The sequence below is a fragment of the Streptomyces sp. ITFR-6 genome, assembly GCF_031844725.1.
Classification (GTDB): Bacteria; Actinomycetota; Actinomycetes; order Streptomycetales; family Streptomycetaceae; genus Streptomyces.
On the sequence record NZ_CP134612.1, the window covers coordinates 3961565 to 3987778 of the forward strand.

The window sequence follows — 26214 nt, forward strand, 5'->3', positions numbered from 1 at the left end:
AGAAGCAAAGACAAGGATTTAAATGGCTACGACCACACCAACCGGTGTGCGGGGCGGCCACGCCAAGCGCGGAGGGAACGATTCCTCCGACGGCACGCCGATGACACACCGGCAGATCATGGAAGCGCTCACCGGGCTGCTGCTCGGCATGTTCGTCGCGATTCTGTCGTCCACCGTCGTCTCCAACGCCCTGCCGGAGATCATCTCCGACCTCGGCGGCAGCCAGAGCTCGTACACCTGGGTCGTCACGGCCTCGCTGCTGGCCATGACGGCGACCACCCCCCTGTGGGGCAAGCTCTCCGACCTGTTCAGCAAGAAGCTGCTGGTCCAGATAGCGCTGATCATCTACGTCCTCGGCTCGGTGGTCGCCGGTCTGTCGACCAGCAGCGGCATGCTGATCGCCTGCCGTGTCGTGCAGGGCATAGGCGTCGGTGGTCTCTCCGCCCTCGCCCAGATCGTGATGGCCGCGATGATCGCCCCGCGCGAGCGCGGTCGCTACAGCGGCTACCTCGGCGCGGTCTTCGCCGTCGCCACCGTCGGTGGTCCGCTGCTCGGCGGTGTCATCACCGACACCAGCTGGATGGGCTGGCGCTGGTGCTTCTACGTCGGCGTGCCGTTCGCGGTCATCGCCCTCATCGTGCTCCAGAAGACCCTGAAGCTTCCGGTCGACAAGCGCGAGGCCAAGGTCGACTGGACCGGCGCCTTCTTCATCAGCGCCGCCGTCTCCCTGCTGCTCCTCTGGGTCACCTTCGCGGGTGACAAGTACGACTGGATGTCCTGGCAGACCGGCGTGATGCTGGCCGGCTCCGTGGTGCTCGGGCTGCTGTTCGTGCTCACCGAGTCGCGGGCCAGCGAGCCGATCATCCCGCTGCGGCTGTTCCGCAACCGCACCATCACGCTGGCCTCGCTCGCCTCGCTGTTCGTCGGTGTCGCGATGTTCGCCGGCACGGTCTTCTTCAGCCAGTACTTCCAGCTGGCGCGCGGCAAGTCGCCGACGATGTCCGGCGTGATGACGATCCCGATGATCGCGGGTCTGTTCCTCTCCTCGACCGTCTCGGGCCAGATCATCACCAAGACGGGCCGCTGGAAGGCCTGGCTGGTCAGCGGTGGCTTCCTGGTCACGGCCGGACTCGGCCTGCTCGGCACCATCCGGTACGACACCGCGTACTGGCACATCGCGATCTACATGTTCGTGGTGGGCCTCGGCATCGGCATGATGATGCAGAACCTCGTGCTCGCCACGCAGAACCAGGTGGACCCCTCGGACCTCGGCTCCGCCAGCTCCGTCGTCACCTTCTTCCGCTCACTCGGTGGTGCCATCGGTGTCTCGGCACTGGGCGCCGTGCTGGCGAACCGCGTCACCCACTACATCAAGGACGGCCTCACCGACCTCGGCCCCCAGGGCGCGTCCATGGGCACCGGCGGTGGGGGCATCCCCAACCTGGACACGCTCCCCGCGCCGCTCCGTACGGTCGTCGAGGCCGCCTACGGACACGGTGTCGGTGACGTCTTCCTCTACGCGGCTCCGGCCGCACTGCTCGCCTTCCTGATCACGATCTTCATCAAGGAGGTCGCGCTGCGGACGAACGCGACGAACGACGCCCCGGCCGAGGCCGAGGCGACGCCGGTCGAGGCGGCCCCGGCACAGGCAGCGGCTCCGGTCGACGCGGCGGTCCTCGCCGGCGCCCCGTCGGGCTCCGCCGCTCTGGTCTCCGAGGGAACGGCCGGGGTCACCTCGGTCCACACCCTCCAGGCCGCTCCGGCTGCGACCGTGCAGGGCACCGCAGTAGGCGGTGTGGTGCGCGGCGCCGAGGGCGCGCCCGTCGGGCACGCCGCCGTCACGCTGATCTCGCTGGGCGGCCGGCAGCTGGGCATCTCGGCCGCACAGGCCGACGGCTCCTACGGTCTGGACGCCCCGGGCGCCGGCTCGTACGTGTTGATCGCGTCCGCCGACGGCTTCCAGCCGCAGGCGTCCACCGTGGTCGTCGGCGAGGAGCCGCTCTCGTACGACATCCTGCTCGCCGGTACGAGCGGGCTGGCCGGAACCGTGCGGGCCGCCGAGGGCGGCACGCCGGTCGAGGGCGCCATGATCATCGTGACCGATGTCCGCGGCGACGTGCTGGCCACCGGCAAGTCCGGTGAGGCCGGCGAGTTCACCTTCGGTGAGCTGGTCCCCGGTTCGGTGACCGTCGCGGTGAACGCGGCCGGGTTCCGCCCGATGGCGCTGCCCGTGGAGGTCGGCGGCCAGGGTGTCACCCGGGTCGACGCCGCACTGCGGGCCGGTGCGCTGGTCCAGGGCGTCGTGCGGGCCGGTTCGGCTCTTCGGCCGCTGCCGGACGCCCGCGTCACGCTGATCGACGCGGCGGGCAACGTGGTCGCCAACTCGACGACCGGGGAGGACGGGGCGTACGCCTTCACCGACCTGGACGCGGGCGAGTACTCGGTCATCGCGACCGGCTACCCGCCGGTGGCGGGCGCCCTGACCGTGGCCGGTCACGGGGTCGACGGCCACGACATCGAGCTCGCCCACCCGGGCGAGTAGGTCAAGACCCCCGGCAGGACGGCGCTTCCAGCGGAGAGGCTGTCCGGGCCGGGTGGAAATGGGCCCCGGAGGCGGGGACGGCAGGCAGGGGACGGCCTGCCGTCCCCGCCCCGGGGCCCGACTCATGAAGTGACCCGTTCGGTCAAAGCGGATGGGCCATTGAGCAACGGGCAAGGAGAGAAAACGGGATGGGACTTCGCGCACAGGTACGGACGCGGGACGGCTGGGCCGTCCAGCACGCGGTCGTGACGGTCACCGACATGACCGGTACGCAGGTGCTGCGGGCCGCCGCCGACGAGGACGGGGCCGTGCGGGCCGAGGAACCACTGTCCGCGGGCGCGTACACGGTCATCGTGACGGCGGTCGGGTACGCCCCCGCCGCCTCGACCGCCCTCGTCACGGCGAGCGGCCGGGTCGAGGCCGGCACGGTGGTACTGGCCCGCCAGGGCGGGGTGGAGCTGCCGCCGCCCGGCATCTGGTCGCTGGACCCGGCGCACTCCTCCGTGGGCGCGGTCGCCCAGCACCTGGGCATCTCCAGCGTGCACGGCCGGTTCACCGAGTGCGGCGGCCGGATCGAGATCGCGGAGGACGTGCAGCGCTCCCGGGTGGACGCGGTCATCAGCGCGACCAGCATCGACACCGGCAACGGCATGCGGGACAAGCACCTGCGGTCCCCGGACTTCCTCGACACGGACCGGTTCCCGGAGATCACCTACCGCTCCAGCGGGCTGACCCCCGCCGGACCCGACCGGTGGACCGTGCACGGCGAGCTCTCGCTGCACGGGGTCGCGCGCCCCATCGACCTCGACCTGAGCTACCTCGGCACCGGCCCCGACCCGTGGGGCGGCGTCCGCGCGGCGTTCCGGGCGACGGCCGAGCTGCGCCGCGAGGACTTCGCCATGAACTACAACCAGGTGGTCCAGGCGGGCATCTCCGCGATCGGCACGACGCTGCGGGTGGAGCTCGACATCCAGGCCGTGCAGGGCGATTCCGTTCCGGCCGCCTGACCCCCCTCGGTCGTAGGGTCTGTTCCATGGCATCCAACATCGCGACCAACACCGCCGTGGAACTCGACGAACTGCTGGCCTTCGTACGGCCCCGGCACCGGGCGATCCTGCTGACCACCCGGTCCGACGGCCGTCCCCAGGGCTCCCCGCTCACCTGTGGCGTCGACGACGCGGGCCGGATCGTCGTCTCCACGTACCCCGAACGCGCCAAGACCCGCAACGCCAAGCGGGACGAGCGGGTCAGCGTCATCGTGCTGTCCGACGAGTGGAACGGGCCCTGGGTACAGATCGACGGCTCGGCCGAGGTGATCGACTCACCGGATTCGGTCGAGCCGCTCGTCGAGTACTTCCGCAACATCTCCGGCGAGCACTCCGACTGGGACGAGTACCGGGCGGCGATGGTCAAGCAGGGCAAGTCCATCATCCGGATCACCCCCGAGCGGTGGAGCCCGGTCGCCACGGGCGGCTTCCCCGCGCATCTCGCCCCGGAGGCCTGATCCCGTGACCGTTCCTCCGCCCCGGCCCGGCGAGCTGGCCCGTGCCCGGCTGCTGGCCGGGCCCGAGGTGTCCGACGCCGCGGTGGACGCCCTGGCGCGGGCCGCCGGGCGTCCTGTGGAGCGCACCGCGGGCATCGGCGGCGGCCCCTGCGTGTATGTGGGGGCCACGCTGCCCGAGGCCCTGCGCGGGGACGGGCTGCTCTGGTTCCACGGCGTCAACGCCGGCACCGACGCCCTGCTGGACGCCGGGCCGTGGCCGCCGGGGGCGCTGCTCACCCGGACGGTGGGCCGGATGGGCGAGCGGATCGCGCAGTACGTGCTGGCCTGGGTGCTGGCCGAGTGCCAGTCCGTACCGGAGTTCGCCGCGCTGCACGGGCGGGCCGAGTGGCGCCGTATCCCCTCCGAACTCGTGGCCGGGCAGACCGCGTTGATCCACGGGACCGGCCGGATCGGCTCGGCAGTCGCCGGGCTGCTGCGGGCCTGTGGCATCCGGACGGTGGGTGTGGCGCGCACCCCGCGCGAGCTGCCGCCCGGCTTCGACGCGGTGGCCGGGCCGGACGAGCCGGTGGACGCCCGCTGGGTGGTCGCCGCGCTTCCGCTGACCGGGGCGACGGAGGGCTACTTCGGGGCGGACCGGTTCGCGGCGATGGGCGGCGCCTCGTTCATCAACGTGGGGCGGGGCGCGACGGTGGACCTGGCGGCGCTGGAGACCGCGTTGCACGCGGGGACGGTGGGGCGGGCGGTGCTCGACGTACTGGCGCAGGAGCCCGCCGCGCCGGACGACCCCTGCTGGCGGCTGCCCCGTACGGTCGTCACCTCGCACTCGGCGGGCATCACGGCGGACGAGGACGTGGTCACGGACTTCACGTCCTGTCTGCGCGACCTCGCGGCGGGGCGCGTCCCGGCACTCGCCGTGGACCCGGCACGCGGCTACTGACGGGGGCGTTCGGCGTCCGGGGACCGTTCCCGCTCACGCATCGCGTCGATCCCCGCGATCAGCAGGTCGAGCGCGAACGCGAAGTCCCGCTCGTGCATCTCGTGCACGGTCTCCGCGCCCCGGGCCGCGATGAGGTCCTGCGAGTCCGCCACCAGCGGCCCCAGCTGCGGCTGCTCCTGGATGGCCGACATCGCCTGCTGGAAGTACTCGTCCTGGGTCAGCCCCGCCTCCGCACTGCGCTGGGCGAACTGGCCCTCGACGGTACTGAATCCGTACACGAACTGGAAGACCGCGGAGAGCGCACCGGTCTGCCGCCGGGGCGGGAGGCCGGTCGCCCGGATCACGTCCTGGATCGCGTACGCCATGAGCATCGCGTGCGGGCCCGTGTTGAGGAACTTGCCCACGAGCGGGGTGACCCAGACGTGCCGGACGAGCAGTTCCCGGTACGCGCTCGCCAGCGCGCGCAGCCGCGTCTCCCAGGGCCCTTCCTGCTGCGGGGAGTCGAACTCGCTGTAGACCGAGTCGAGGGCCAGTTCCAGCAGGTCGTCCTTGGTGTCGACGTACCAGTAGAGGGACATCGCGGTGACGTTCAGCTCGGCGGCGAGCCGTCGCATGGAGAACTTCGCGAGCCCCTCGGCATCCAGCAGCCGGACCGTGGCGGCGGTGATCCGGTCGCGGTCGAGCCCTGCGGGCTGGTCCGATTTCCGGGCGCGCGACGGTGGCCGGTGGTTCAGCCACACACTCGTCCGGGCAAAGTCCTTCGCGCGGTCGGCCGCGGACACCATGGCGCACTCCTCGTCTCACCGGCGGGACGAACCGGATTCGTACTCCGGGCTCACCTACCCCGTGCCTACTTACCCCGTGCCCAAAAACCGGAGCAGTACGGTCCGGTACGTCCCACCTGATGCTATGCCGCCGCCGCGGCGGTATCAGCCTGCGCCGATTCTCCCCGCTCCGCACGGCGCAGCAGCACCGCGGCCAGCAGTCCGCCCACCAGCACCGCCACCGCACCGGTCAGCTGACTCGCCTCAAGGCCCGAGGCGAAGGCGTCCGTGATGCGCTGCCGCTCCCCCGCGCCGCTCGCGGCGGCCAGGGCGGCGGGCAGCGAGGCGGCGCCGACGGCCGTCGGGACGAGCGCGGAGAACCGGGAGTTCAGCACCGCGCCGAGGACCGCGACCCCGAGGCCGTTGCCGCATTCGGCGAGGGTGCCGTTGACCCCGGCGCCGACGCCCGCCTTCTCCGGCGGGATCGCGCTCATGATCGCGTTGGCCATGGCGGGCGCGGCGAGCGAGATGCCCGCGCCCATCACGACCAGGCCGAGCAGCATGCCGCCGTAACCGCTGCCGCCGAGCAGCGCGATCGAGGCCAGCCCGGCGGCGAGCAGCCCCATTCCGGAGGCGATGGTGACGGGCGTGCCGAGCCTGGGCAGCAGCCGGGCGCCCAGTCCCGCGAGGTTGAGCACGATGACGCTCACCGCCAGCGGAGCCGTCCGCAGACCGGCCTCCAGCGGCCCGTAGCCGAGGACGAACTGGAGCTGCTGGGTGAGCAGGAACAGCGAGCCGCCCATCCCGAACGCGACCAGGATCGCGCCCGCGACCGCGCCGACGAACCGCTGGTTCCGGAAGAAGTGCATGTCCAGCATCGGATACGGGATGTGCAGCTCCCACAGCACGAATCCGGTGAGGACGGCGACCCCGGTGAACGCGGTCAGCAGCACCTGGCCGGAGGTCCAGCCGTGCCCAGGTCCGGAGATGATCGCGTAGACGACCGCGGCCATGCCGATGGTGGAGAGCAGCGCGCCGAGCAGGTCGGGGCGGTCCCCGGTCCCGCTCCTGGACTCCGGCACCAGCCGCGCCACGGCCACCAGCCCGAGCACCGCGACCGGGATGTTGACCAGGAAGATCGCGCCCCACCAGAAGTGGTCGAGCATGATCCCGCCGATCAGCGGGCCGACCGCGAATCCGAGCGAGCCGACGGTGGACCAGACGCCGATCGCCTTCACCCGCTCGGTGTCGTCGAAGATCTGGACGACGACGGCCAGCGTGGTCGTCATCAGGAGTGCGCCGCCGATGCCCATCCCGGCCCGTGCGGCGATCAGTTGTGCGGAGGTCTGGGCGAGCCCGGCCACCAGTGAGCCGATGCCGAAGAGGGCCAGCCCGGCGATCAGCATCTTCTTGCGGCCGTAGCGGTCGGCCGAACTCCCTGCGGTCAGCAGCAGACCCGACTGGACGAGCGAGTAGGCGTTGATCATCCACTGCACATCGGCGGTGGAGGCGTCCAGTTCACGGGTGAGCGAGGGGATCGCGATGTTGAGGACGGTGTTGTCGAGCACGACGGTGAGCTGGGCGAGGCAGATGACTCCGAGGATCAGCCAGCGCTGCGGATGGCTCGTCTGCGCGAGGTGGTTCTGCTCGGCGGCGGACGCCGTCATTCGGACTCCCAGGGATTCGGTCAGGGGCGTTCGATCAGGTCCCTGTACGGTGTACAGGGAAGCGGTTGTACACCGCATAGCTACCCTTTCGCGGCCTACAACCGACTTTCCCGCGGTACGGTGCCGATCGCTGATCCGACAAGGGCTGGAGTGGTATGTCACTGCGTCGTCGTACGGTGGAAGTCCTGGTTGCCGCAGGCCTGTTGGGGGCGGCGCTGGCGCCCCCGGCGACGGCCTCCGGGCACGATCGGCAGCGCTCTGTGCCCCTGCGTGTCGCCACGTACAACATCCACGCGGGTGCGGGCATGGACAACGTATTCGATCTCGACCGGCAGGTGGCCGAGCTCCGCTCGTTGCACGCGGACGTCATCGGCCTCCAGGAGGTCGACGTCCACTGGGACGCCCGCAGCGAGTGGCGGGACCTGGCGGGCGAGCTGGGCCGTCGGCTCGCCATGCGGGTGTCGTTCGCCCCGATCTACAGCCTCGACCCGGCGACGCCCGGGGCGCCGCGCCGCGAGTTCGGCGTCGCGGTGCTGTCCCGGTACCGCGTCGTCGGCGCCGAGAACCACGACATCACCCGGCTCTCCACCCAGGACCCGGACCCCGTACCGGCCCCCGGACCCGGCTTCGGTGAGGTGGTGCTGCGGGTGAAGGGGCTGCCCGTGCACGTCTACGCGACGCACCTCGACTACCGCGGCGACCCGTCCGTACGGATCGCCCAGGTGGCCGACACCCGCCGGATCATGGCCGAGGACCGGAAGGAGGAGCGGGGTCCGGTGCGGCAGATCCTGCTGGGCGACTTCAACGCGGCCCCGGCGGCTCCGGAGCTGGCCCCGCTGTGGGAGGAGCTGACGGACGTCGAACCGGGCGCCCCGACCTTCCCGGCCGAGGACCCGGTGCAGCGGATCGACTACGTGGCGGTGTCCAGGGACACCGTGCGGGTACGCGGCGCGGCGGTGGCGGAGACCCTCGCCTCCGACCACCGCCCCGTCGTCGCGGACCTGCTGCTGCGGCGCTGAGCCTCAGCCGCTCGTCTCCGCCTCCGTCTTCGGCCGGGTCAGGTCGTAGAACGTGGCGCTGCCCGCCGTGACCTTCTTGAAGTTGGCCTCCACCCAGGCGGAGATCTTCGACGAGGTACCGCTGCTGCCGCCCATTCCGCCCATGCCGCCGCCTTCGCCGCCCTCGCCACTGGAGATGAAGTAGTGGACGCGGCCGTCCTCGACGTACTTCTTGAACTGGGAGAGCGTCGGGGACGGGTCGCTGCCGTTGAAGCCGCCGATCGCCATCACCGGGTCACCGGTGGCGAGCTGGTAGCTGGCGGCGTTCTGCGAGCCGATGGCCGCGGCACTCCAGGTGTAGTCGTCGGCGTCCGCCGTCAGCAGCTTCTTGGCCGTCGCGTCGACGGACGCGCCGTTGAGCAGCCCGCCCATGCCGCCGCCACCGCCACGGCCTCCGGCTCCGCGGAATCGCTCCCCCGCGCCGGGCATGCCGGGCATACCGCCGGGCCGCTGACCGCCGCCCGTGGCCGGCATTCCCGCGCCCGTGCCCGTGCCTGGGCCCGCGCCCGTACCCGCGCCCTGCTGGTTGCCGGTGGGGGGCCGCATGCCGCCACCCGGACCGCCGCCCGGTCCGCCCCGGCCGCCACCGCCGAATCCGCCCCTCCCGCCGGCGGACGGGCCGGCCGTCACGATCGAGCCCTGGTGCCCGGTGTTCAGCGTGTTCAGGGTGTACGCGACCGGCCCGGCCAGCGAGGCGGCGAACCCGAGCCCCACGGAGACGAGCGCCAGCTGACGCCCCAGCCGGGCCGCGAGCAGCAGGCCCACCGCGCCCAGCAGCCCGGCGGCCAGGACCGCCGTGCGCAGCCACGGCAGGTAGTCCGGGGTCCGCCCCAGCAGCACGTACGCCCACCACGCCGTCACCGCCACCGTCAGCGCGAGCGTGGCCCCCGCCCACCAGCGGGACCGCTCCTCCCACAGGACCGAGACGCCCATGCCGATCAGCGCCGCGATGTAGGGGACCAGGGCCACCGTGTAGTACTGGTGGAAGATCCCGGCCATGAAGCTGAACACGCCCGCCGTCATCAGCAGCGAGCTGCCCCAGGCGAGGAAGGCTGCCCGGACCGGGTCCGTCCTCTTCGCCCGCCGGGTCAGCCATACGCCCGCGACCAGCAGGATCAGCGCGGCGGGCAGCAGCCAGGAGATCTGGCTGCCGATCTCGGAGTTGAACATCCGGCCGGTCCCGGTCTCGCCCCACTGACCGCCCGCGCCGCCACCGGGACCGCCCCCGCCGCCGACGCTGCCGGTCTCGTCGCCGTTGATCCGGCCGAGCCCGTTGTAGCCGAAGGTCAGTTCAAGGAACGAGTTGTTCTGCGAGCCGCCGATGTACGGGCGCGAGGAGGCGGGCCACAGCTCGACGATCGCCACCCACCAGCCGCCCGCGACCAGCATCGACAGCGCCGAGAGCCCCAGCTGGCCGAACCTCCTGCGGACGGAGACCGGTGCGAACACCGCGTACAGCACCGCCAGCGGCGGCAGGATCAGGAACGCCTGGAGCGTCTTGGACAGGAACGCCAGACCGACCGCGACACCCGCCCACACCAGCCACCTGGTGCGGCCGTCCTCCATCGCGCGCAGCACGCAGTAGACGGTCACGGTCATGAGCAGCGCGAGCAGCGCGTCCGGGTTGTTGAAGCGGAACATCAGCGCGGCGACGGGCGTCAGCGCGAACACCGCCATGGTGATCAGCCCGGCGGCGGCGCTGAAGCGGCGCCGTACGGAGGCGTACAGCACCCCGGCCGTCGCGACGCCCATCAGCACCTGCGGGAACAGGATCGCCCACGAGCTGAGGCCGAACACCCGCACCGACAGGGCCATCGGCCACAGGGTCGCCGGGGGTTTGTCGACGGTGATGGCGTTGGCCGAGTCCAGCGAGCCGAAGAAGAAGGCCTTCCAGCTCTGGCTGCCGGCCTGCGCTGCGGCGGAGTAGAAGGAGTTGGCGTAGCCGGAGGCGCTGAGGTTCCACAGGTAGGCCGCCGTGATGGCCAGCAGTACGCAGAGGAAGGCCGGCCGCGCCCAGCTGGGGTCCTCCGGCCTGCCCCGCCAGGCGCGGCGCACCAGCGAGAGGCCGGGGCGTGGGTGGCCCGCCGCGCTCTGGGGCGGGGCCGGGAGGTGGTCGAGCGTGGTCATCGGGCGTTCCTCAGTTCGTGGTGGGTGGCGCCGTCGGGACCGGCGGACGGGCGGGTCGCATCACCGCTCCGGTCATCGCCCCGGTCACTGCCCCGGTCACCGCTCCGGTCGCGGTCCGGGAAGACCCAGGCGCGGAAGAGCAGGAAGCGCAGGACGGTCGCCGCGAGATTGGCCGCGATCAGCACGGCGAGTTCGGTGGAGTGGGACGGCGATCCGGAGGCCGCGCCCAGGGCGGCCAGCGAGCCGCTGGTCAGGGCGAGACCGATGGCGAAGACCACGAGCCCCTGCGCCTGGTGGCGTACGGCCCCGCCCCGGCCGCGTACGCCGAAGGTGAGCCTCCGGTTGGCCGACGTATTGGCGACGGCGGAGACCAGCAGCGCGCCGCCGTTGGCCAACTGCGGCCCGACGCCCAGCCGGAACAGCGAGTACAGGGCCAGGTAGAAGAGGGTCGAGAGGGCCCCCACCACACAGAACCCGACCAGCTGCCGGGCCAGTCCGCGCGGCACCCCGCCGATCCCCCGGTCGCGCGGGTCGTCGCCGAAGGGCCGGGCCAGCCGGTCCAGCGGCAGCGCGCCGACGGCCAGCGCCCGCCCCACGCGCCAGACGCCCTTCAGGTCCTCGGTCGCCGTCCGCACGATGTGCACGGTCGAGTCGGGGTCGTCCACCCAGTCGACCGGCACCTCGTGGATGCGCAGCCCGGCCCGCTCCGCGAGCACCAGCAGCTCGGTGTCGAAGAACCAGCCGGTGTCCTCGACCATCGGCAGCAGCCGCTGCGCGACCTCGCGGCGGATCGCCTTGAACCCGCACTGCGCGTCGCTGAACCGGGCGGCGAGCGACGAGCGCAGGATGATGTTGTACGCCCGCGAGATGAACTCCCGCTTCGTCCCCCGCACCACCCGCGAACTGCGGGCGAGACGCGAGCCGATGGCCAGGTCCGAGTGGCCGGAGATCAGCGGGGCGACCAGCGGGAGCAGCGCGTTCAGGTCGGTGGATAGGTCCACGTCCATGTAGGCGAGGACCGGCGCGTCGGAGTGCGACCAGACGGTCCGCAGGGCCCGCCCCCGCCCCTTCTCCTCCAGCCGGTACGACCGCACCCCGGGAAGCGTCCGCGCGAGCCGCCGCGCCACCTCCGGCGTCCGGTCGGTGCTCGCGTTGTCCGCGACGGTGATCCGGAAGGCGTACGGGAAGGTGCGCACGAGATGGTCGTGCAGCCGCAGCACGCACGGTTCGAGGTCCTTCTCCTCGTTGTAGACGGGTACCACCACATCGAGGACGGGGGCGCCAGCCGCATCAACCTCGCCCGCCAGGAGGTGGTCCCGGGCCGGCAGGGCGCTCCAGGGAGTGTCGGTTCGCATGACACCGACACTCGCCAACCGCCCTGTCAAACCTGTGTGCTGAGCCTGTGGTCGGGCTGTGAGTGGGGCGGGACCCCGTCCGCGGGCCCCGAGACGACCGGGTCCGCCGGGTCCGACGGGTCCGCCGGCAGGTGGACGGCGAACACCGTGTCGCCCGGCACCGAACGCACCTCGACGACACCGTCGTGCGCGGCGACCACGGCCCGCACGATGGCGAGGCCGAGCCCCGTCGAGCCGGCGTTCCGGGAGCGCGAGGCGTCCCCGCGCGCGAACCGTTCGAAGACGTGCGGCAGCAACCCCGCCGGGATCCCGGGCCCGTTGTCCTGGACCTCCAGCGTGACCCACGGGCTCCCGGCCCCGGCGCGCACCCGGGCGGTGACCGTGGTCCCGGGCGGGGTGTGCGTACGGGCGTTGGCCAGCAGGTTGACCAGCACCTGCTGGATCCTGGTCGGATCGGCCCGCACGGTGGCCGGTGCCTCCGGCAGATCGAGGCGCCAGTGGTGGGTGGGCCGGTGCGTGGGCCGGTGCGTGGGCTCCGGGCAGGTGGGCCCCGACGCGTCCTGGCAGTCGGGGGAGCCGGAGGGCCCCGCTACCCGGGCATCGCTCACCGCGTCTATGACGAGCGGTGACAGATCGGTGCTCTCGTAACTGAGCGGCCGTCCGGCGTCCAGCCGGGCGAGCAGCAGCAGATCCTCCACCATGCCCGTCATGCGTTCCGCCTCCGACTCGATCCGGCCCAGCGCGTGCCGGGTGTCGGGGCCGGAGTCCTCCCGGCCGCGCCGGGTCAGTTCGGCGTACCCGCGGATCGAGGCGAGCGGGGTGCGCAGCTCGTGGCTGGCGTCCGCGACGAACTGGCGGACCCGCATCTCGCTCTTCTGCCGCGCGTCCAGGGCCGAACCGACATGGCCCAGCATCCGGTTGAGGGCCGCGCCGACCTGCCCGACCTCGGTACGCGGATCGGCCTCCGCCCCCGGGACCCGCTCGAACAGGGCGACCTCGCCGCTGTGCAGCGGTATCTCGGAGACCCGGGTCGCGGTGGCGGCCACCCGGCGCAGCGGGCGCAGGGCGACCGTGACCATGGCGGCGCCCGCGATCCCGGCGGCGATCAGCCCGGCCGCGGTCACGCAGACCTCGACGAGGATCAGGGTGCTGAGCGCCTTGCTCACCTCTGCGGTGGGGATGCCGACGAGGACGGTCGTGCCGTCGCTCATGGGGACGGCCTCCGCCCGGTAGCCGCCGAGTCCGGGCAGCTCGACATCGTGCGCGTGCCGGTCCGCGCGGATCCCGCCCGACTCCAGGACATGCCTCTGGGCGCCGGTCAGCGGCTCGTTGCCCGGCTGCGCCTCCGGCCGGCCCGCCTGCACGACCAGCGAGGAGGTGACGGCCCCGTCCGTGAGGACGGCGCCGAACGTCCTGAGCGGCTGGCCCCCGCCCCCTATGAAGCCCAGCGGCTGCTTGTTCTTGAGCCCGCCCGGAACCGGCGCCCCCGGCAGGTGCTCGGCCCGGACCGCGATATCGCGCAGCTGGTCGTCGAGCTTCCCGTACATGTAGCTGTGGAAGGCGATGGCGGTGACCGAGCCGATGACCGCCGCGACGACCGCGATCAGCGACACCGCGGAGACGACGAGACGGGTCCGCAGCGTCCACGGCCGGCCCGTACGGCTACTCACCGGGCTTGATGAGATACCCCGCCCCGCGCCGGGTGTGGATCATCGGCGTCCGGCCCGCGTCGATCTTCTTCCGCAGATAGGAGATGTACAGCTCGACGACATTGGCCTGGCCGCCGAAGTCGTAGTTCCAGACCCGGTCCAGGATCTGCGCCTTGCTCAGCACCCGGCGCGGATTGCGCATCAGGAAGCGCAGCAGCTCGAACTCGGTGGCCGTGAGGTGGATGTTGGCACCGCCCCGGCTCACCTCATGGCTGTCCTCGTCCAGCAGCAGGTCCCCGACGGCGAGCGTCGACTCGCTGCGCACCGCCGCCGTACCGGAGCGCCGGATCAGCCCGCGCAGCCGGGCCACGACCTCCTCCAGGCTGAACGGCTTCGTGACGTAGTCGTCGCCGCCCGCAGTGAGCCCGGCGATCCGGTCCTCCACGGAATCCCGCGCGGTCAGGAACAGCACCGGTACGTCCGAGAGCTCCCGGCGCAGCCTGCCGAGGACGGAGAGCCCGTCCGTGTCGGGCAGCATCACATCGAGGACCACCGCGTCGGGCCGGAAGTCACGGGCGGTACGCACGGCACCGGCACCGTCCCCGGCGCTGCGCACCTCCCAGCCCTCGTAGCGCAACGCCATGGAGAGCAGCTCGGCGAGCGGCGCCTCGTCGTCCACGACCAGGACCCGGACGGGGCTGTGGTCCGGCCTGAGCAGTTCGGTACGCCCCTGGGGCGAGGTCGTCGTCGTCATGGCCCCACCCTGTGAGACGCCCCTGAGAGAGTTCTTTTCCGATTCTGTGAATTCCCTGAGAAAGCCCGGAAGCGGGAAGGCGGTGACGGCCGGCTCAGCAGTCGAACAGCGCCTTCGCGTTGTCGTGGCAGACCGCCCGCAGCCAGTCGTCCCCGAACTCCAGCCGCTCCAGGGCATGCAGCTGGTGGGCGTACGGGTACGGGATGTTCGGGAAGTCCGTCCCCAGCAGGATCCGGTCCCCGAGCGCCGCCAGCCGTCCCCGTTCCACCGCCGGGAACGGGGTGAAGCCCTCGGTGAAGTCGGTGAACGCCATCGTCGTGTCGAGCCGCACCCCCGGGTACGCCTCCGCGAGCGCCAGGAACTCCGCGTACTCCGGCATCCCCATGTGCGCCACGATCAGCGGCAGCCGGGGATGCCTGGCCAGCAGCCGGCCGACCGGCTCGGGCCCGGTGTGCTTGCCCGGGGCGGGCCCGGACCCGCAGTGCATGACGACCGGGACGCCCGCCTCCGCGAGCAGCCCCCACACGGGGTCCAGCAGCGGATCGTTCGGGTCGTACGCCCCGACCTGGAGGTGCGACTTGAAGACCCGCGCGCCCCCTTCGAGGGCCTGCGTCACGTACGCCTCCACGCCCTCCTCCGGGAAGAACGTGGCGGTGTGCAGACAGTCGGGCACCCGCTCCGCGAACCCGGCCGCCCAGCCGTTCAGCCAGGCCGCCATGCCCGCCTTGTGCGGGTAGAGCATCGAGGTGAACCGGAGCACGCCGAACGAGCGCAGCAGCGCGAGCCGTTCGTCCTCGTCCTGCCGGTAGGTGATCGGCCACTCCATCCCGGTCAGCGGGCCGACGGCGTCGAAGTAGGCCCAGACCTTGCGCAGCACGTTCTCCGGCATGAAGTGCGTGTGGACGTCGATGAGTCCGGGCAGCCCGAGCCGCTCCCGGAACCGCACCACGTCGTCGCGTTCGTCAGCCATATGCTCCTCCTCGGATCGCCCCGACGATCTCAGAACAGCCCGTCCTGCGAGACAGCGCCCCCGATGCCGGCGGTCCGCACACTCACCCCGGCCCCCGGACCGGCCGCCGCCAGCGCCCAGCCGGTCATCAGCCGGGTGTCCAGCACGACGACACCGTCCGCAGCGGTCTCCAGGTGCAGATCCGGACCGGCCGCCGCGACCAGCCGCCCCGCGACCGCGCCTCCCCCCACCAGCCCGGTCACCACCCGCACAAGGCCACCCTCGCGGTCGCCATCACCGGCCCCCGCCCCCGTCCCGATCCCGAAGATCCCCGCATGGTCGACGGCCTCGAACGGCAGCCGCTCCAGCGCCTCGGGCCAGCCGCCCCCGTCGAGCGCCACGGCCCGCCCGTACAGCTCAGCCACCTCGCCGGCCCGCTCCTCCACCTCCGGGAGCCGTGCCCGCACCGCCCGCTTCCGCGTGTAGGGAATCCGGTCCGGCACCCCGAGCGCGGCCCGCAGCAGCTCCTCCGCCCGGCGCGCCGCCATCAGCGGACCGCGCCCCAGCCAGCTGAAGACCACCGCCCCCTGCTCCCGCAGTCGGGCCGCGCCGCGCTCCTCCGCGGTGATCCCCACCTTCACCATCCCGGGCCCGAACCAGGCCAGGTACACGCGGTAGGTGCGCGGGTCATCGGGGATCGTGTCGGCCGCCACCGAATGCGCCCGGTCCAGCCGCCCGCACTCGGGACACCGGCCCCCGGTGCTCCGCGCGGGCACCACGGCCCCCACCGGACACACGTTCCCCCGCGCCCCGGCGCAGCCCCGTACCCCTTCCGCACGGAACCCGAACGCGCTCCCGTACGCCAGCACGCTCCCCCGGACCTCGCGCTCCTTCCGCCACCCGAGCACGGGACCACCCCGCTCCTCCGGCCACCGAAGCCCGGTGCACTGCCATTCCATGCGAGGAACCCTACGACCGGACACCGACAACGGGCGCGGGTCTAGGATTCGGGCCATGCCCCTGAGCGCGAGCGACGTCGAGCGGTTCGAGGCCTCACGGTCCCGCCTGGAGGCCATCGCCTACCGTCTCCTCGGCTCCGCGAGCGAGGCGGAGGACGCCGTGCAGGACACGTTCCTGCGCTGGCAGGCCGCCGATGTCGGCCGTATCGAGGTCCCCGAGGCCTGGCTGACGAAGGTCCTCACCAACCTGTGCCTCAACCAGCTCACCTCGGCCCGCGCCCGGCGCGAGACCTACGTGGGCCAGTGGCTGCCCGAACCGCTGCTCGCCGGGGACACGATGCTCGGCCCCGCCGCCACCGCGGAACAGCGCGAATCGGTCTCCTACGCGGTGCTCGTCCTCATGGAACGCCTCTCCCCCAACGAGCGGGCCGTGTACGTGCTCCGGGAGGCCTTCGGCTACCGGCACCGCGAGATCGCGGAGATCCTCGACCTCACCGAAGCCTCCTGCCAGCAGATCCTGCACCGCGCCAAGAAGCACGTCGCGGACGGCAGGACCCGCTCCGAGGTCGACGAGGCGACCGCCCGGCGGATCGTCGGGGAGTTCCTCGCCGCCGCCACCAGCGGCCGGACCGAGCCGCTCGTGCGGCTGCTCACCGAGGACGCCGTCTCCGTCGGTGACGGCGGCGGAAAGGTCCCGGCCCGCGCCAAGGCGTTCGAGGGTGCCGTCGCGGTCGCCACGTTCATGCGGGGACTGTTCAAACCCGGCAAGGCCAAGCGCGCCCTGGTCGGCGGCTCGCCCGACGTCCACGTCACGACCGCCAACGGCGCCCCCGCCATCGTGGCGGTCCTCGAGGGCCGGATCGTCGGGATCATGTGCCTGGAGATCACCACAGAGGGCATCACCGCGATCCTCAACCAGGTCAACCCCGACAAGCTCGAACGCGCGACCCGGCACTGGGCGGCCACCGGCGACCACGGGAACCCCCTGTTCACCGTTCTAACAATCCGACGTGACCCACGTCACATCCCACCCCTGTCAGGAAACGACGGGCCGCCCGGTTCAAGGGGCGAACCCGCGCGAGACAGGAGCAGGGATATGCAGCACCGAATCATCGTCCTCGGAGCCGGATACGCCGGAGCCACCGCTGCCGGGCGCCTCGCCAGGCGGCTGCGCCGCGAAGACGTCTCCATCACCCTCGTCAACGCCGAGCCCGACTTCGTCGAGCGGGTCAGGATGCACCAGCTGGCGACCGGCCAGGACCTCAGGCCCCGGCCCCTCGGCGAGATGTTCGCCGGGACCGGGGTCGAGCCGAGGCTCGCGAAGGTCACCGGCATCGACGTCGACCGCAGGACGGTCGCCGTCACGGACGCGGCCGGCGCGCGGGAGGAACTGGCCTACGACACCCTCGTGTACGCCCTCGGCAGCGGCTGGAACCCCCACGGTGTCCCCGGCACCGCCGAGCACGCCCACGAGATCGCCGGCCGCCCCGGCGCACTCCGGCTGCGCGAACGGCTGGCCCGCCTGGAGCCCGGCCGGACCGTGGTCGTCGTCGGCGGCGGCCTCACCGGGCTGGAGGCGGCGACCGAGATCGCCGAGGCCCGCCCGGACCTCGACGTCGCCCTCGCCGCCCGGGGCGCGCTGGGCGACTGGCTCTCGCCCAAAAGCCGCCGCCACCTGCGCCGCGTGGCCGACAAGCTCGGCATCACCGTGCACGAGAACACCGCCGTGACGGGCGTCGAGCCCGACCACGTCACCACCGCCGACGGCACGCCCATCCCGGCCGAGGTCACCGTCTGGACCACGGGCTTCGCCGTCCACCCGATCGCGCGGGCCACCGCCCTCGAAGTCACCGGAACCGGCCGGATCGTGGTCGACGGAGCCATGCGCTCGGTCTCCCACCCGGACGTGTACGCCGTGGGCGACGCGGCCCTGGCCATGGGCCCCGGCGACAAACCCCTCCGGATGTCATGCGCCTCGGGCATCCCCACGGCATGGCAGGCCGCCGACGGCATCGCGGCCCGCCTGACCGGCACGAAGCCCCCGCACACCCCGCTCCGCTACTTCAACCAGTGCGTCTCGCTGGGCCGCAAGGAGGGCGTGATCCAGTACGTCACCGCCGACGACCGCTCGGTCCGGGCAGCCCTGACGGGGCGGCTCGCCGCCCTCTACAAGGAACTGGTCTGCAAGGGCGCGGCCTGGGGAGTCGCCAACCCCACCTTCGGCATGCCCACCCGCCGCCGCCCGCTCGTACGGGCGAGCACCCAGGAACCCTCGGCCGTCAACGCCGAGGCCTGACGCCTGCCGCCGCGCCGGGCGCCGTTCACTCCCGCCAAACGGCGACCAGGCGCGGGGCCTGTCTCTTCACGGGCTCTTCCTCGTCTCTTTCGTCATCCCTGCCGACGTGGCCGGTGTGCGGATTCTCCAGCCTCAACACCGGTCACACGGGGGCAGGGTCGTACCGAGACCGCTGAACACCGGTCAGACGCGCGGACCGAGGAACAGGCCACCGCTCGCGTCGACGATCTGACCGGTGACCCAGCGGGCGGCGTCGGAGGCAAGGAAGGCGACCACGTCGGCTACGTCGTCGGCCGTGCCCAGCCGGTTGAGCGCCGTCATGCCGGCTATCTGTTCGGGGAGGCCCGGCACGTCGAAGAACGCTCCGTTGGCCGCCGTCCTGGTGGCGCCGGGAGCGACCGCGTTCACCGTGATTCCCCGGGCGCCGAGCTGGCCGGCGAGAGTCCTGGTCATCGTCTCGATCGCGCCCTTCGTCATGGCGAAGGACGTCTGAGCCGGGTTGGCCATCCGGGTCGCCACCGACGAGACCGAGCTGATCCGGGCGCCCTCGCGGAGCAGCGGCAGCGCCCGCTCGATGATGAAATACGGCGCTCGCATGTTCACCGCGAACAGGCGGTCGAAATCCGCCCGGGTCGTCACGCCGAGCGGACCGGCCGGTGCGGCCGCCGCGTTGTTGACCACGATGTCGAGCGGCCGACCCGCCAAGCCGGCCTCCACACCGGCGAAGAGTGTCTCGACGTCACCGTCCAAGCCCAGCTCGGCTCGTACCGTGAATCCGGCCCCACCGGCGCGTTCCACCGCGTCGAGCGTCGCCGTGGCCCCGCTCTCGTCCGTGCCGCAGTGCACGACGACCGTGGCCCCTTCAGCCGCGAGCCGAGCCGCGACCGCCTGTCCGATGCCGCGCGACGCGCCCGTCACCGGAGCCGTTCTGCCCGTCAGATCACCCATGACCTCACCCCATCCAAGTGTTAGTCACTAACACAATGGTAGTGTCTAGCACATGAGTGAGCGGCAACCAACCCTGCGAGAACGACGACGCTCCGAGACGCGGCGCCTGATCCAGTCGCATGCGGTGCGGCTGTTCACCGACCGCGGCTACGACGCGGTGACGGTGGCCGACGTGGCCGAGGCTGCCGGCGTTTCGGCTATGACCGTGTACCGGCACTTCCCCACCAAGGAGGACCTCGTCCTCATCGACCAGCCCGGCCGGCTCATCGCCGAGCACATCGCCGCGTCGCCCGCGACGCAACCCCTGGTACGCCGCGTCGGCGGCGCGCTCATCGACGCAGCCGCGGCCTCGACCGGGGGCAACGGCGACGAACAGGCGGCGGACGAAGCGTTCCTGCTGGACTGCCTCCGCCTCATGGTCGCGACACCCGCACTGCGGGCCCGGCACCTGGACAGCCAGTACGCACTGCAACAGGCCATCGTCGACGCCCTCGGGGAAACCGCGACCGACCCCGACGCCGCGTTCCGCGCCCAGGCGGCGACCAGCGCCTGCATGGCCGCGATGTACACGGCACTGACCCGCTGGGTCGAGGACGACGGACACACCAAGCTGCCCGACCTGATCGCACAGGCGCTCACCGCGTCCTTCGGCGAGGACGCCGTCCCCACCCACCGGAACAACTGAGGCGACCCACGCCCGCCCTGGGGCGCAGACCCCGCAGCACGGACAATGCCAGAGGCCCCCAGGATTCCTCCTGGGGGCCTCTGGCCTGCTGTGCACTCGGCAGGATTCGAACCTGCAACCTTCTGATCCGTAGTCAGATGCTCTATCCGTTAAGCTACGAGTGCTTGGCGTCCTGGGCTTTTGTGCCCCGTCGGCGTTGCGAGAACAACATTACATGACCTGCGGCGTCACGCGAAATCCATTAGCCGGACCGCTGCTGAGCTGGGGAAACACCCGTTCGGCGGCGTCGGGGCGCAGGCCTGTGCCGGGCGGTCCCGGCCCGGATACGACCGAAGCCCCGGCCAGTGGCTCGGGGCTTCGGTGTTCACGCGGAGGCGGAGGGATTTGAACCCTCGATGGGCTTTAAGACCCAAACCGCATTAGCAGTGCGGCGCCATAGACCGGACTAGGCGACGCCTCCAGCACACCCACGCGAGCGCGGGTGGTGCGTGCAGATGATGTCACAGCAGCGAGCCGCGTCACCAATCGGTGCCTACGGTACTAGGCAGTCGGCCGCGAGGGCAAAGCGCCTGCGGTTGCGCAACCCCGTGGCGTGCGGAGCGTTAGTCATGCGGGGGCGCCGCCCCCGCCGTTCTTCTCGGTCGCCGGCCGCTGACGCCGACGCGCACGACCACAGGAGCCCGCATGCTGCGTCGCCTCGCCCTCACCACTGGCGTGTCCCTTGCTGTCCTGTCCGCCGCCGCACCCGGCGCCATGGCTTCGGACGGTCCGCTGCCGCGGCCGCTGCTGTCGCTGCCGGTGCTCCAGGGCACGGACGGCCCGACGCACCTGACCGTGGTCGTCTCGGGCTCCGGGAACCCGGAGGCGGACGGCAGCTACGAGCTGGAGTGCGAGCCGGCGCGCGGCAGCCACCCCGTGGCGGGGCAGGCCTGCGAGCGGCTGGCGCAGCTGCCCGGCGAGAGCACGGATCCGTTCTCGCCGGTGTCCCGGGACGCGATGTGCACGCAGCAGTTCGGCGGACCCGCCACCGCACGGATCACCGGTAGCTGGCGCGGGCGAAGCATCGATGCCGCGTTCGACCGGACCAACGGGTGCGAGATCGGGCGCTGGAACAGTCTGCGTCCGGTGCTCCCGAACGTCCGCTGAGCAGCGGCCGCACAGGGCGCGGGAGGGCGCGCGGGGGCACGTAATGGGCCAGAGTCGTACACCGCGTGCACAGAACCTTGGTGAGAGCTCCCCCTCATCCGCCGCCCCTTGCCCCTCCCCTGCCTTTAGACTCCTCCAGTGACAGCCTGAGGCCCGAGGGGCAAGATGGGGCCGCTGTCGGCAAGGTGCAGTAATCAGGGAGGAAGCGTCGTCGTGAGCAGCAGGCCATCCCGAGGCGCTGCTCGCCTCGCAGCCATACTCGACGCCCTGCCGGACGGGCTCCTGCTCGTCAACTGCAACGGTACGGTCGTCAACGCCAACACCATCGCCCTCGAAATGTTCGAGACGCCGGGCACCGCGCTCGTCGGTCGCGGACTGCTCGATCTGCTGCCGGAGTTCGACTCCAAGCTGATCCCGGGGTCGATGCGGAGGCCGGAGGCTGCGGACGAGCGGGGCCGTACCAAGCCCACGCGGATGACCGCGCGGCGGACCGACGGCAACGAGTACCCCGTCGAGGTGACGAGCGCCAGCCTGGAGGACGGGCAGGCCGCGTACAACGACGTCCGGACCAGTTACAACGGCACCTATACGGGTGACGAGCTGCTGATGCTCGTCGTGCGCGACCTCTCGGGCACCGTCGACACCGAGGCCGAGCTGGCCCGCTCGCAGCGGCAGACCGAGATGATCCTGCGGGCCGCGTCCGAGGGTGTCGTCGGCACCGACACGGACGGCCGGGTCGTCCTGGTCAACCCCGCCGCCGCCCAGATCCTCGGCTTCCGCGCCACCGACCTCGGCGGCCAGGAACTGCATCCGCTGATCCTGCACTCGCGGGCCGAGGGCGAGCCGTTCCCCTACGAGGAATCGCCGCTGGCCGACACGCTCAGGTCAGGTCGCAAGCACCGGGTGCGCGGGCAGGTCCTTTGGTCCAAGAGCGGCGCGCAGGTGCCGGTCGACCTGACCACGGCGCCCGTGCGGGACGGCGACCAGCTGGTCGGCGCGGTCATGACGTTCACCGACCGCAGGCCGTACGAGGAGCTCGGCGAACAGCACGCGGCCGAGGTCAGCGAGCTTGCCGCACGCCATACCGCCGCCGTCGCCGAACTGACCGCGAACCACGCCGCCGAGATCACCGGGCTCACGGAACAGCACGCGGCCGAGCTGGCCGACCGGACCGAGCGCCACGCCTCCGCGCTGGAGGAGCAGGCCGACCGGATGCAGGAACAGGCCGGGCAGCTGGCGGAGCTGTCCGCCCGTCACACCCAGCTGACCGCCGTCCTGGGCGAGTCGCTGCGCGGACCGCTGGAGGAGCTGCGCGGCGAGCTGTCCACGCTGGCCGCCGACCCCGCGGGCCAACTGTGGCCCGAGGCCAACCAGATCCTGCACCACCTGGCCGCCGGCTACGCGCGGATGACGACGCTCGTCGACAACGTACTGAGCTACCAGCGTCTGGACGCCGGCTCGGAGGCGCTCGTCAAGACGAACGTGCTGCTCGACGGCGTGGTGACCGCCGGTATCGACGCCGCGGTCGAGCTGATCGGCCCCGGCCGCGCCCAGTTCGCGGTGCACGCCCCGCCGATCGAGGCCGAGGTCGACGCGGGACGGCTCGTGACCGCGCTCGCGCACCTCGTCGCGGACGTCGCCGGGGTCGACTCGACCGGCAAGGCCCGGCTGGTGCCGGGCGGCGGCTACGTCGACTCCACGGTCGTCATCGCGGCCGCGCAGCGCGGTGACGTCGTACGGATCGAGGTGCGCGGACCGTTCGCCGGGGGAGACCCGGTGCACGAGCCGATCGTGCGCGGGATCGTGCGGGCGCACGGCGGCGTGCTCCAGACACACGAGATGCCGGGCATGAGCGGCAGCGCGTACGTGCTCGAAGTGCCGCTGGGCGCCGGCTCGGGAGCGGTGGTGCCTCCCATGGCTCCGGCGCCCGCCATGGATCCGGCTTCTCCGGAGGGGCAGGCGCTGGAAGTTCCTCAGGCTTCTCAGGCTTCTCAGGTTCCTCAGGTTCCTGAGGTTCCTGAGGTTCCTGAGGTTTCTCAGGCTCTGGAGGTTCCTGGGGCTGCGGGGAGCACGGGCGGTGGGGGGCGGCGCCGGGCGCGCAGGGCCTCCACCGATGCCTTCCTGGAGAGCCCTGTGGGCGGTTCCGAGGGCGCGGACGTGCCCGGAGCCGCGAACGGGGACACCGGGGCGGCCGAGCCGACCGGCCGACGGCGGGCCCGGCGCCGGCCCGTGGCGGAAGGCGTGGACGGGTCCGCGGTGCCGTACGTCGATCCGGCAGCGGGCCCGTCGGTGGACCCGTACGCCGCCGGCGCCTCGACCGCAGATGCGGGTGCGGTTGCTGATGCGGGTGCGGTTGCCGATGCGGGTGCGGTTGCCGTCGGCCAAGGCGGGGCGAACCCGAACGGGCTGGGCCCGGCCGAGCGGGGCGGCGGATCCGGGCGCAGGCGTGGGCGTCCCAGTCCGGCGGAGACCAGGGCTCGGGCCGCCGACGCCCAGCAGGGGCCGGGGCAGGCCCTGGCGCTGCCCGCTGCGGCGGGGGCCCCGTCCGAGGGGTCCGTGGTGACGGCTGCCGAGGGCGCTCAGGGAGGCGGGGGCCGTCCGCAGCGCGGGCAGACCGTGCCGCCGCGGGGCGTTCCGGCCGAGGCACCTTCACCGGTACCGGCCGGCGGACACCGGGCGCGCCGGGGCGGCGAGAACCAGGGCGGGGAGGGCCGGCTGGCTCTTCCGGCCGCCATGCCACCGGGGAACGCCATCGAGTCCGAGGGCTCCATGGCGTACTCCGATCTCGACGACGCCCCCCGGAGGCGGGCGACATCGCAGGAGGACCGTCCCGCGCCGCCCGCTCCGGAATCCGCCCCCGTACCCGCGCGCCAGCAGCCGACCGGGCGACGGGCCCGGCGCGCGCTCTCCGCCGCACAGGACCGGGCCGCTCAGGCCGAGCCGACGGGCCCCCGGGTCCCCTTCGCACTGCCGCCCGCCGCCGCCGATCGGATGCCACTGGCCCCCGAGGCCGACGCCTCGCCGATGGGGCAGCACGACGCCATGTCCGGTCCGGCGGACCATGACCACACCCCGCCGCAGCCCCACCCGCTCCCGACCGGACGCCGCCGGGCCCGGCACTCGGACGCGAACGCCGACGCGGCAGCCCAGGGTGCCCCAGGCGTCCCAGCTGCCCCGGCCGCGCCCGCTTCCCCCACCGCACAGCCGACGCCGTCCGCCGCACCTGGCCATGGCTGGGAGCAGGACGGCGATGACTGGAAGCAGGACGGCCTACCGGCCCAGGCACAGGGCCAGGCTGCGGCTGCTGCTGCGGCTCCCGGGGTTCCGGGCACTCCCGGGGTTCCGGGCACTCCCGGCGCTCCCGAGGAGCAGCCCGCAGGCGACGCGGAGTGGCCCGTCACAGGTCAGACCACGCACACCACGGGTACGGCCACGGCCACTGCCGCCGGCAACACCCGCGGTTCCGACGGCAGCCGTACCGGTGCCCCCACCGGGCCCGTGGGCCCCGACGGTCCCCCCGTACCCGACGAGACCCGTCCGCGGACCCTCGTACCCGGGCCGGACGCGCGGAGGCAGCCGCTGCCGGCCGAGGCGCCGATGCCCGGAGGCTCCTCGGACTCCACGCACGGGCGCGCGTTCAGCGTGCGGACGCTCGGGCAGGGCGTGCCGTTCGCCCAGCACATCGCGCACCAGCAGAACCAGACGCTCGGCGGCGCAGGGCGGCGCCGCAAGCTCGCCGCACCGCCCGAGAGCGACCCGCTCGAGAGCGCCCCGTCCGAGCAGGCCGACCGGACCACCCCGCCGGCGCCCGCCACCGCGGCGCCGCAGCAGGCGAACCCGCAGCCCGGCGCGGGCGGCCCCGGCGCGGGCGGCCCCGGCCCCGGCGGCACAGGTGGTCCCGGCAGCACGGTGCAGGGCTCGGGCTCGGGCACGCTGCTGCCCGCTCAGGCGGCCGAAGGACGCGCGTACGCCATCGGCGCGCCCGACGAGGGGGCCGCCGAAGGACCGGAGCCGCTGGACGGCCCGGGTGGCGCGGTCGAGGTCGCCAACCGCCCCTCCCCGCAGCCCGTGGACGACGAGCTGCCCCCGGAACCGCTGGACAACCCGCGCCGGCTGCTCGTCTGGCCGGCGCCCGACGTGTCCACCCAGCAGGCGCTGAGCGACCGCGGCTACCGGCCGGTGATCGTGCACTCGCGCGAGGAGGTCGACGCGCAGATCGCGGCGTTCCCCGCCGCGCTCTTCGTGGACCCGCTGACCGGCCCCATCACCCGTAAGGCACTCCAGTCACTGCGCCAGGCAGCGGTGGCCGCCGAGGTGCCGGTGCTGGTGACGGCCGGTCTGGGGCAGGCCTCGCGGGAGGCGGCGTACGGCGCCGACCCGGCCGTGCTCCTGAAGGCGCTCGCCCCGCGCGACAGCGAGCAGCACCCGCCCCGGGTCCTCCTGATCGAGGAGCACGAGGACATCGCGGACGCGCTGACGCAGACGCTGGAGCGCCGGGGCATGCAGGTCGCCTGTGCCGCCACGGACAGCGAGGCGGTCTCGCTCGCGACCCGGATGCGGCCGAACCTGGTGGTGATGGACCTGATGCAGGTACGCCGCCGCCGGGCCGGGATCGTCGACTGGCTGCGCGCCAACGGCCAGCTGAACCGCACCCCGCTGGTCGTCTACACCTCGGCCGACATGAGCCAGTCCGACCTGCCGAAGCTGAGCTCGGGCGAGACCGTGCTCTTCCTCGCCGAGCGTTCGACGAGCGACGAGGTGCAGGCCCGCATCGTCGACCTGCTCGCGAAGATCGGCACGAACTGACCGCCGTACGGCTGCTGTGACCACAGCGGTACGGACATGGCGAGGGCGGTACGGGAGGTGAACCCGTA

At 72.6% G+C, this 26214-nt stretch carries 18 protein-coding genes, 2 tRNA genes and 1 pseudogene; 10 read left to right on the forward strand and 11 right to left on the reverse strand.

The annotated features are described in order from the left end of the window. The first annotated feature begins 22 nt into the window (after window positions 1-22). From RLT59_RS17930 to RLT59_RS17945, 4 genes are all read left to right on the forward strand, one after another. Entirely contained in the window at window positions 23-2542 is a 2520-nt protein-coding gene (locus tag RLT59_RS17930; RefSeq protein WP_311304328.1) for an MFS transporter, read from the forward strand. 188 nt (window positions 2543-2730) lie between these two features. Continuing rightward, the gene (locus RLT59_RS17935) at window positions 2731-3549 is read left to right on the forward strand and encodes a YceI family protein (protein WP_311304329.1); all 819 of its coding nucleotides are present in this window, start codon (window positions 2731-2733) and stop codon (window positions 3547-3549) included. A gap of 26 nt (window positions 3550-3575) precedes the next feature. Further along, window positions 3576-4046 carry a PPOX class F420-dependent oxidoreductase gene (locus RLT59_RS17940; RefSeq protein ID WP_311304330.1) on the forward strand — a complete coding sequence of 157 codons (471 nt, stop codon included), beginning with the start codon at window positions 3576-3578 and terminating at the stop codon, window positions 4044-4046. A gap of 4 nt (window positions 4047-4050) precedes the next feature. Continuing rightward, window positions 4051-4983, forward strand: coding sequence for an NAD(P)-dependent oxidoreductase (locus RLT59_RS17945; RefSeq protein WP_311304331.1), 933 nt, complete (start codon window positions 4051-4053; stop codon window positions 4981-4983). On the opposite strand, the gene RLT59_RS17950 is transcribed toward RLT59_RS17945, so the two are convergent. Together RLT59_RS17950 and RLT59_RS17955 are read right to left on the reverse strand one after the other, a co-directional pair. Beyond that, window positions 4977-5768 (reverse strand): TetR/AcrR family transcriptional regulator, encoded by a 792-nt coding sequence (locus tag RLT59_RS17950; RefSeq protein WP_311304332.1) that lies wholly within the window; start codon window positions 5766-5768, stop codon window positions 4977-4979. The two genes, RLT59_RS17945 and RLT59_RS17950, sit on opposite strands and share 7 nt — an antisense overlap. A 122-nt stretch (window positions 5769-5890) precedes the next feature. Then, the gene (locus RLT59_RS17955) at window positions 5891-7414 is read right to left on the reverse strand and encodes an MFS transporter (protein ID WP_311304333.1); all 1524 of its coding nucleotides are present in this window, start codon (window positions 7412-7414) and stop codon (window positions 5891-5893) included. A gap of 155 nt (window positions 7415-7569) precedes the next feature. Here RLT59_RS17955 and RLT59_RS17960 point away from each other — a divergent pair, with 155 nt between their 5' ends. Next, window positions 7570-8433, forward strand: a complete 864-nt coding sequence (locus tag RLT59_RS17960) for an endonuclease/exonuclease/phosphatase family protein (RefSeq protein WP_311304334.1) — start codon at window positions 7570-7572, stop codon at window positions 8431-8433. A 3-nt stretch (window positions 8434-8436) separates the two neighbouring features. Here the strand turns inward: RLT59_RS17960 and RLT59_RS17965 are convergent, their stop codons facing one another. From RLT59_RS17965 to RLT59_RS17990, 6 genes are all read right to left on the reverse strand, one after another. Next, on the reverse strand, window positions 8437-10599 hold the full coding sequence (locus RLT59_RS17965) for a glycosyltransferase family 39 protein (protein WP_311304335.1): 2163 nt from the start codon (window positions 10597-10599) through the stop codon (window positions 8437-8439). Then, window positions 10596-11954: a bifunctional glycosyltransferase family 2/GtrA family protein gene (locus RLT59_RS17970; protein ID WP_311304336.1), complete on the reverse strand. Its 1359-nt coding sequence runs from the start codon at window positions 11952-11954 to the stop codon at window positions 10596-10598. The genes RLT59_RS17965 and RLT59_RS17970 overlap by 4 nt, the downstream gene beginning before the upstream one ends. 26 nt (window positions 11955-11980) lie before the next feature. Next, window positions 11981-13624: a HAMP domain-containing sensor histidine kinase gene (locus RLT59_RS17975; protein WP_311304337.1), complete on the reverse strand. Its 1644-nt coding sequence runs from the start codon at window positions 13622-13624 to the stop codon at window positions 11981-11983. Further along, window positions 13617-14357 carry a response regulator transcription factor gene (locus RLT59_RS17980; protein WP_311304338.1) on the reverse strand — a complete coding sequence of 247 codons (741 nt, stop codon included), beginning with the start codon at window positions 14355-14357 and terminating at the stop codon, window positions 13617-13619. Before RLT59_RS17980 ends, RLT59_RS17975 begins: the two co-directional genes overlap by 8 nt. Before the next feature lie 94 nt (window positions 14358-14451). After that, window positions 14452-15327: an amidohydrolase family protein gene (locus tag RLT59_RS17985; RefSeq protein WP_311304339.1), complete on the reverse strand. Its 876-nt coding sequence runs from the start codon at window positions 15325-15327 to the stop codon at window positions 14452-14454. 29 nt (window positions 15328-15356) lie between these two features. Beyond that, window positions 15357-16265, reverse strand: coding sequence for a DUF2797 domain-containing protein (locus tag RLT59_RS17990; protein WP_311304340.1), 909 nt, complete (start codon window positions 16263-16265; stop codon window positions 15357-15359). 55 nt (window positions 16266-16320) lie between these two features. Between RLT59_RS17990 and RLT59_RS17995 the strand changes: the two are divergent. Together RLT59_RS17995 and RLT59_RS18000 are read left to right on the forward strand one after the other, a co-directional pair. Beyond that, window positions 16321-17253 (forward strand): annotated as a pseudogene (locus tag RLT59_RS17995) (RNA polymerase sigma-70 factor); the annotation flags it as partial. A 108-nt stretch (window positions 17254-17361) separates the two neighbouring features. After that, window positions 17362-18561 (forward strand): NAD(P)/FAD-dependent oxidoreductase, encoded by a 1200-nt coding sequence (locus RLT59_RS18000; RefSeq protein WP_311307765.1) that lies wholly within the window; start codon window positions 17362-17364, stop codon window positions 18559-18561. Between the two features lie 183 nt (window positions 18562-18744). On the opposite strand, the gene RLT59_RS18005 is transcribed toward RLT59_RS18000, so the two are convergent. Next, window positions 18745-19509 (reverse strand): SDR family oxidoreductase, encoded by a 765-nt coding sequence (locus tag RLT59_RS18005; RefSeq protein WP_311304341.1) that lies wholly within the window; start codon window positions 19507-19509, stop codon window positions 18745-18747. A 52-nt stretch (window positions 19510-19561) separates the two neighbouring features. Here RLT59_RS18005 and RLT59_RS18010 point away from each other — a divergent pair, with 52 nt between their 5' ends. Further along, window positions 19562-20194: a TetR/AcrR family transcriptional regulator gene (locus RLT59_RS18010; protein ID WP_311304342.1), complete on the forward strand. Its 633-nt coding sequence runs from the start codon at window positions 19562-19564 to the stop codon at window positions 20192-20194. 91 nt (window positions 20195-20285) lie between these two features. Here the strand turns inward: RLT59_RS18010 and RLT59_RS18015 are convergent. Beyond that, a tRNA-Arg gene (locus tag RLT59_RS18015) sits at window positions 20286-20358 on the reverse strand. 205 nt (window positions 20359-20563) lie between these two features. Beyond that, window positions 20564-20654: transfer RNA gene (locus RLT59_RS18020), tRNA-Ser, on the reverse strand. Window positions 20655-20878: 224 nt separating this feature from the next. On the opposite strand from RLT59_RS18020, the gene RLT59_RS18025 reads away from it, so the two are divergent. Continuing rightward, window positions 20879-21340, forward strand: coding sequence for an SSI family serine proteinase inhibitor (locus tag RLT59_RS18025; RefSeq protein ID WP_311304343.1), 462 nt, complete (start codon window positions 20879-20881; stop codon window positions 21338-21340). 213 nt (window positions 21341-21553) lie between these two features. Beyond that, complete coding sequence (locus RLT59_RS18030; protein ID WP_311304344.1) at window positions 21554-26146, forward strand: response regulator; 4593 nt, start codon at window positions 21554-21556, stop codon at window positions 26144-26146. Window positions 26147-26214 lie beyond the last annotated feature (68 nt).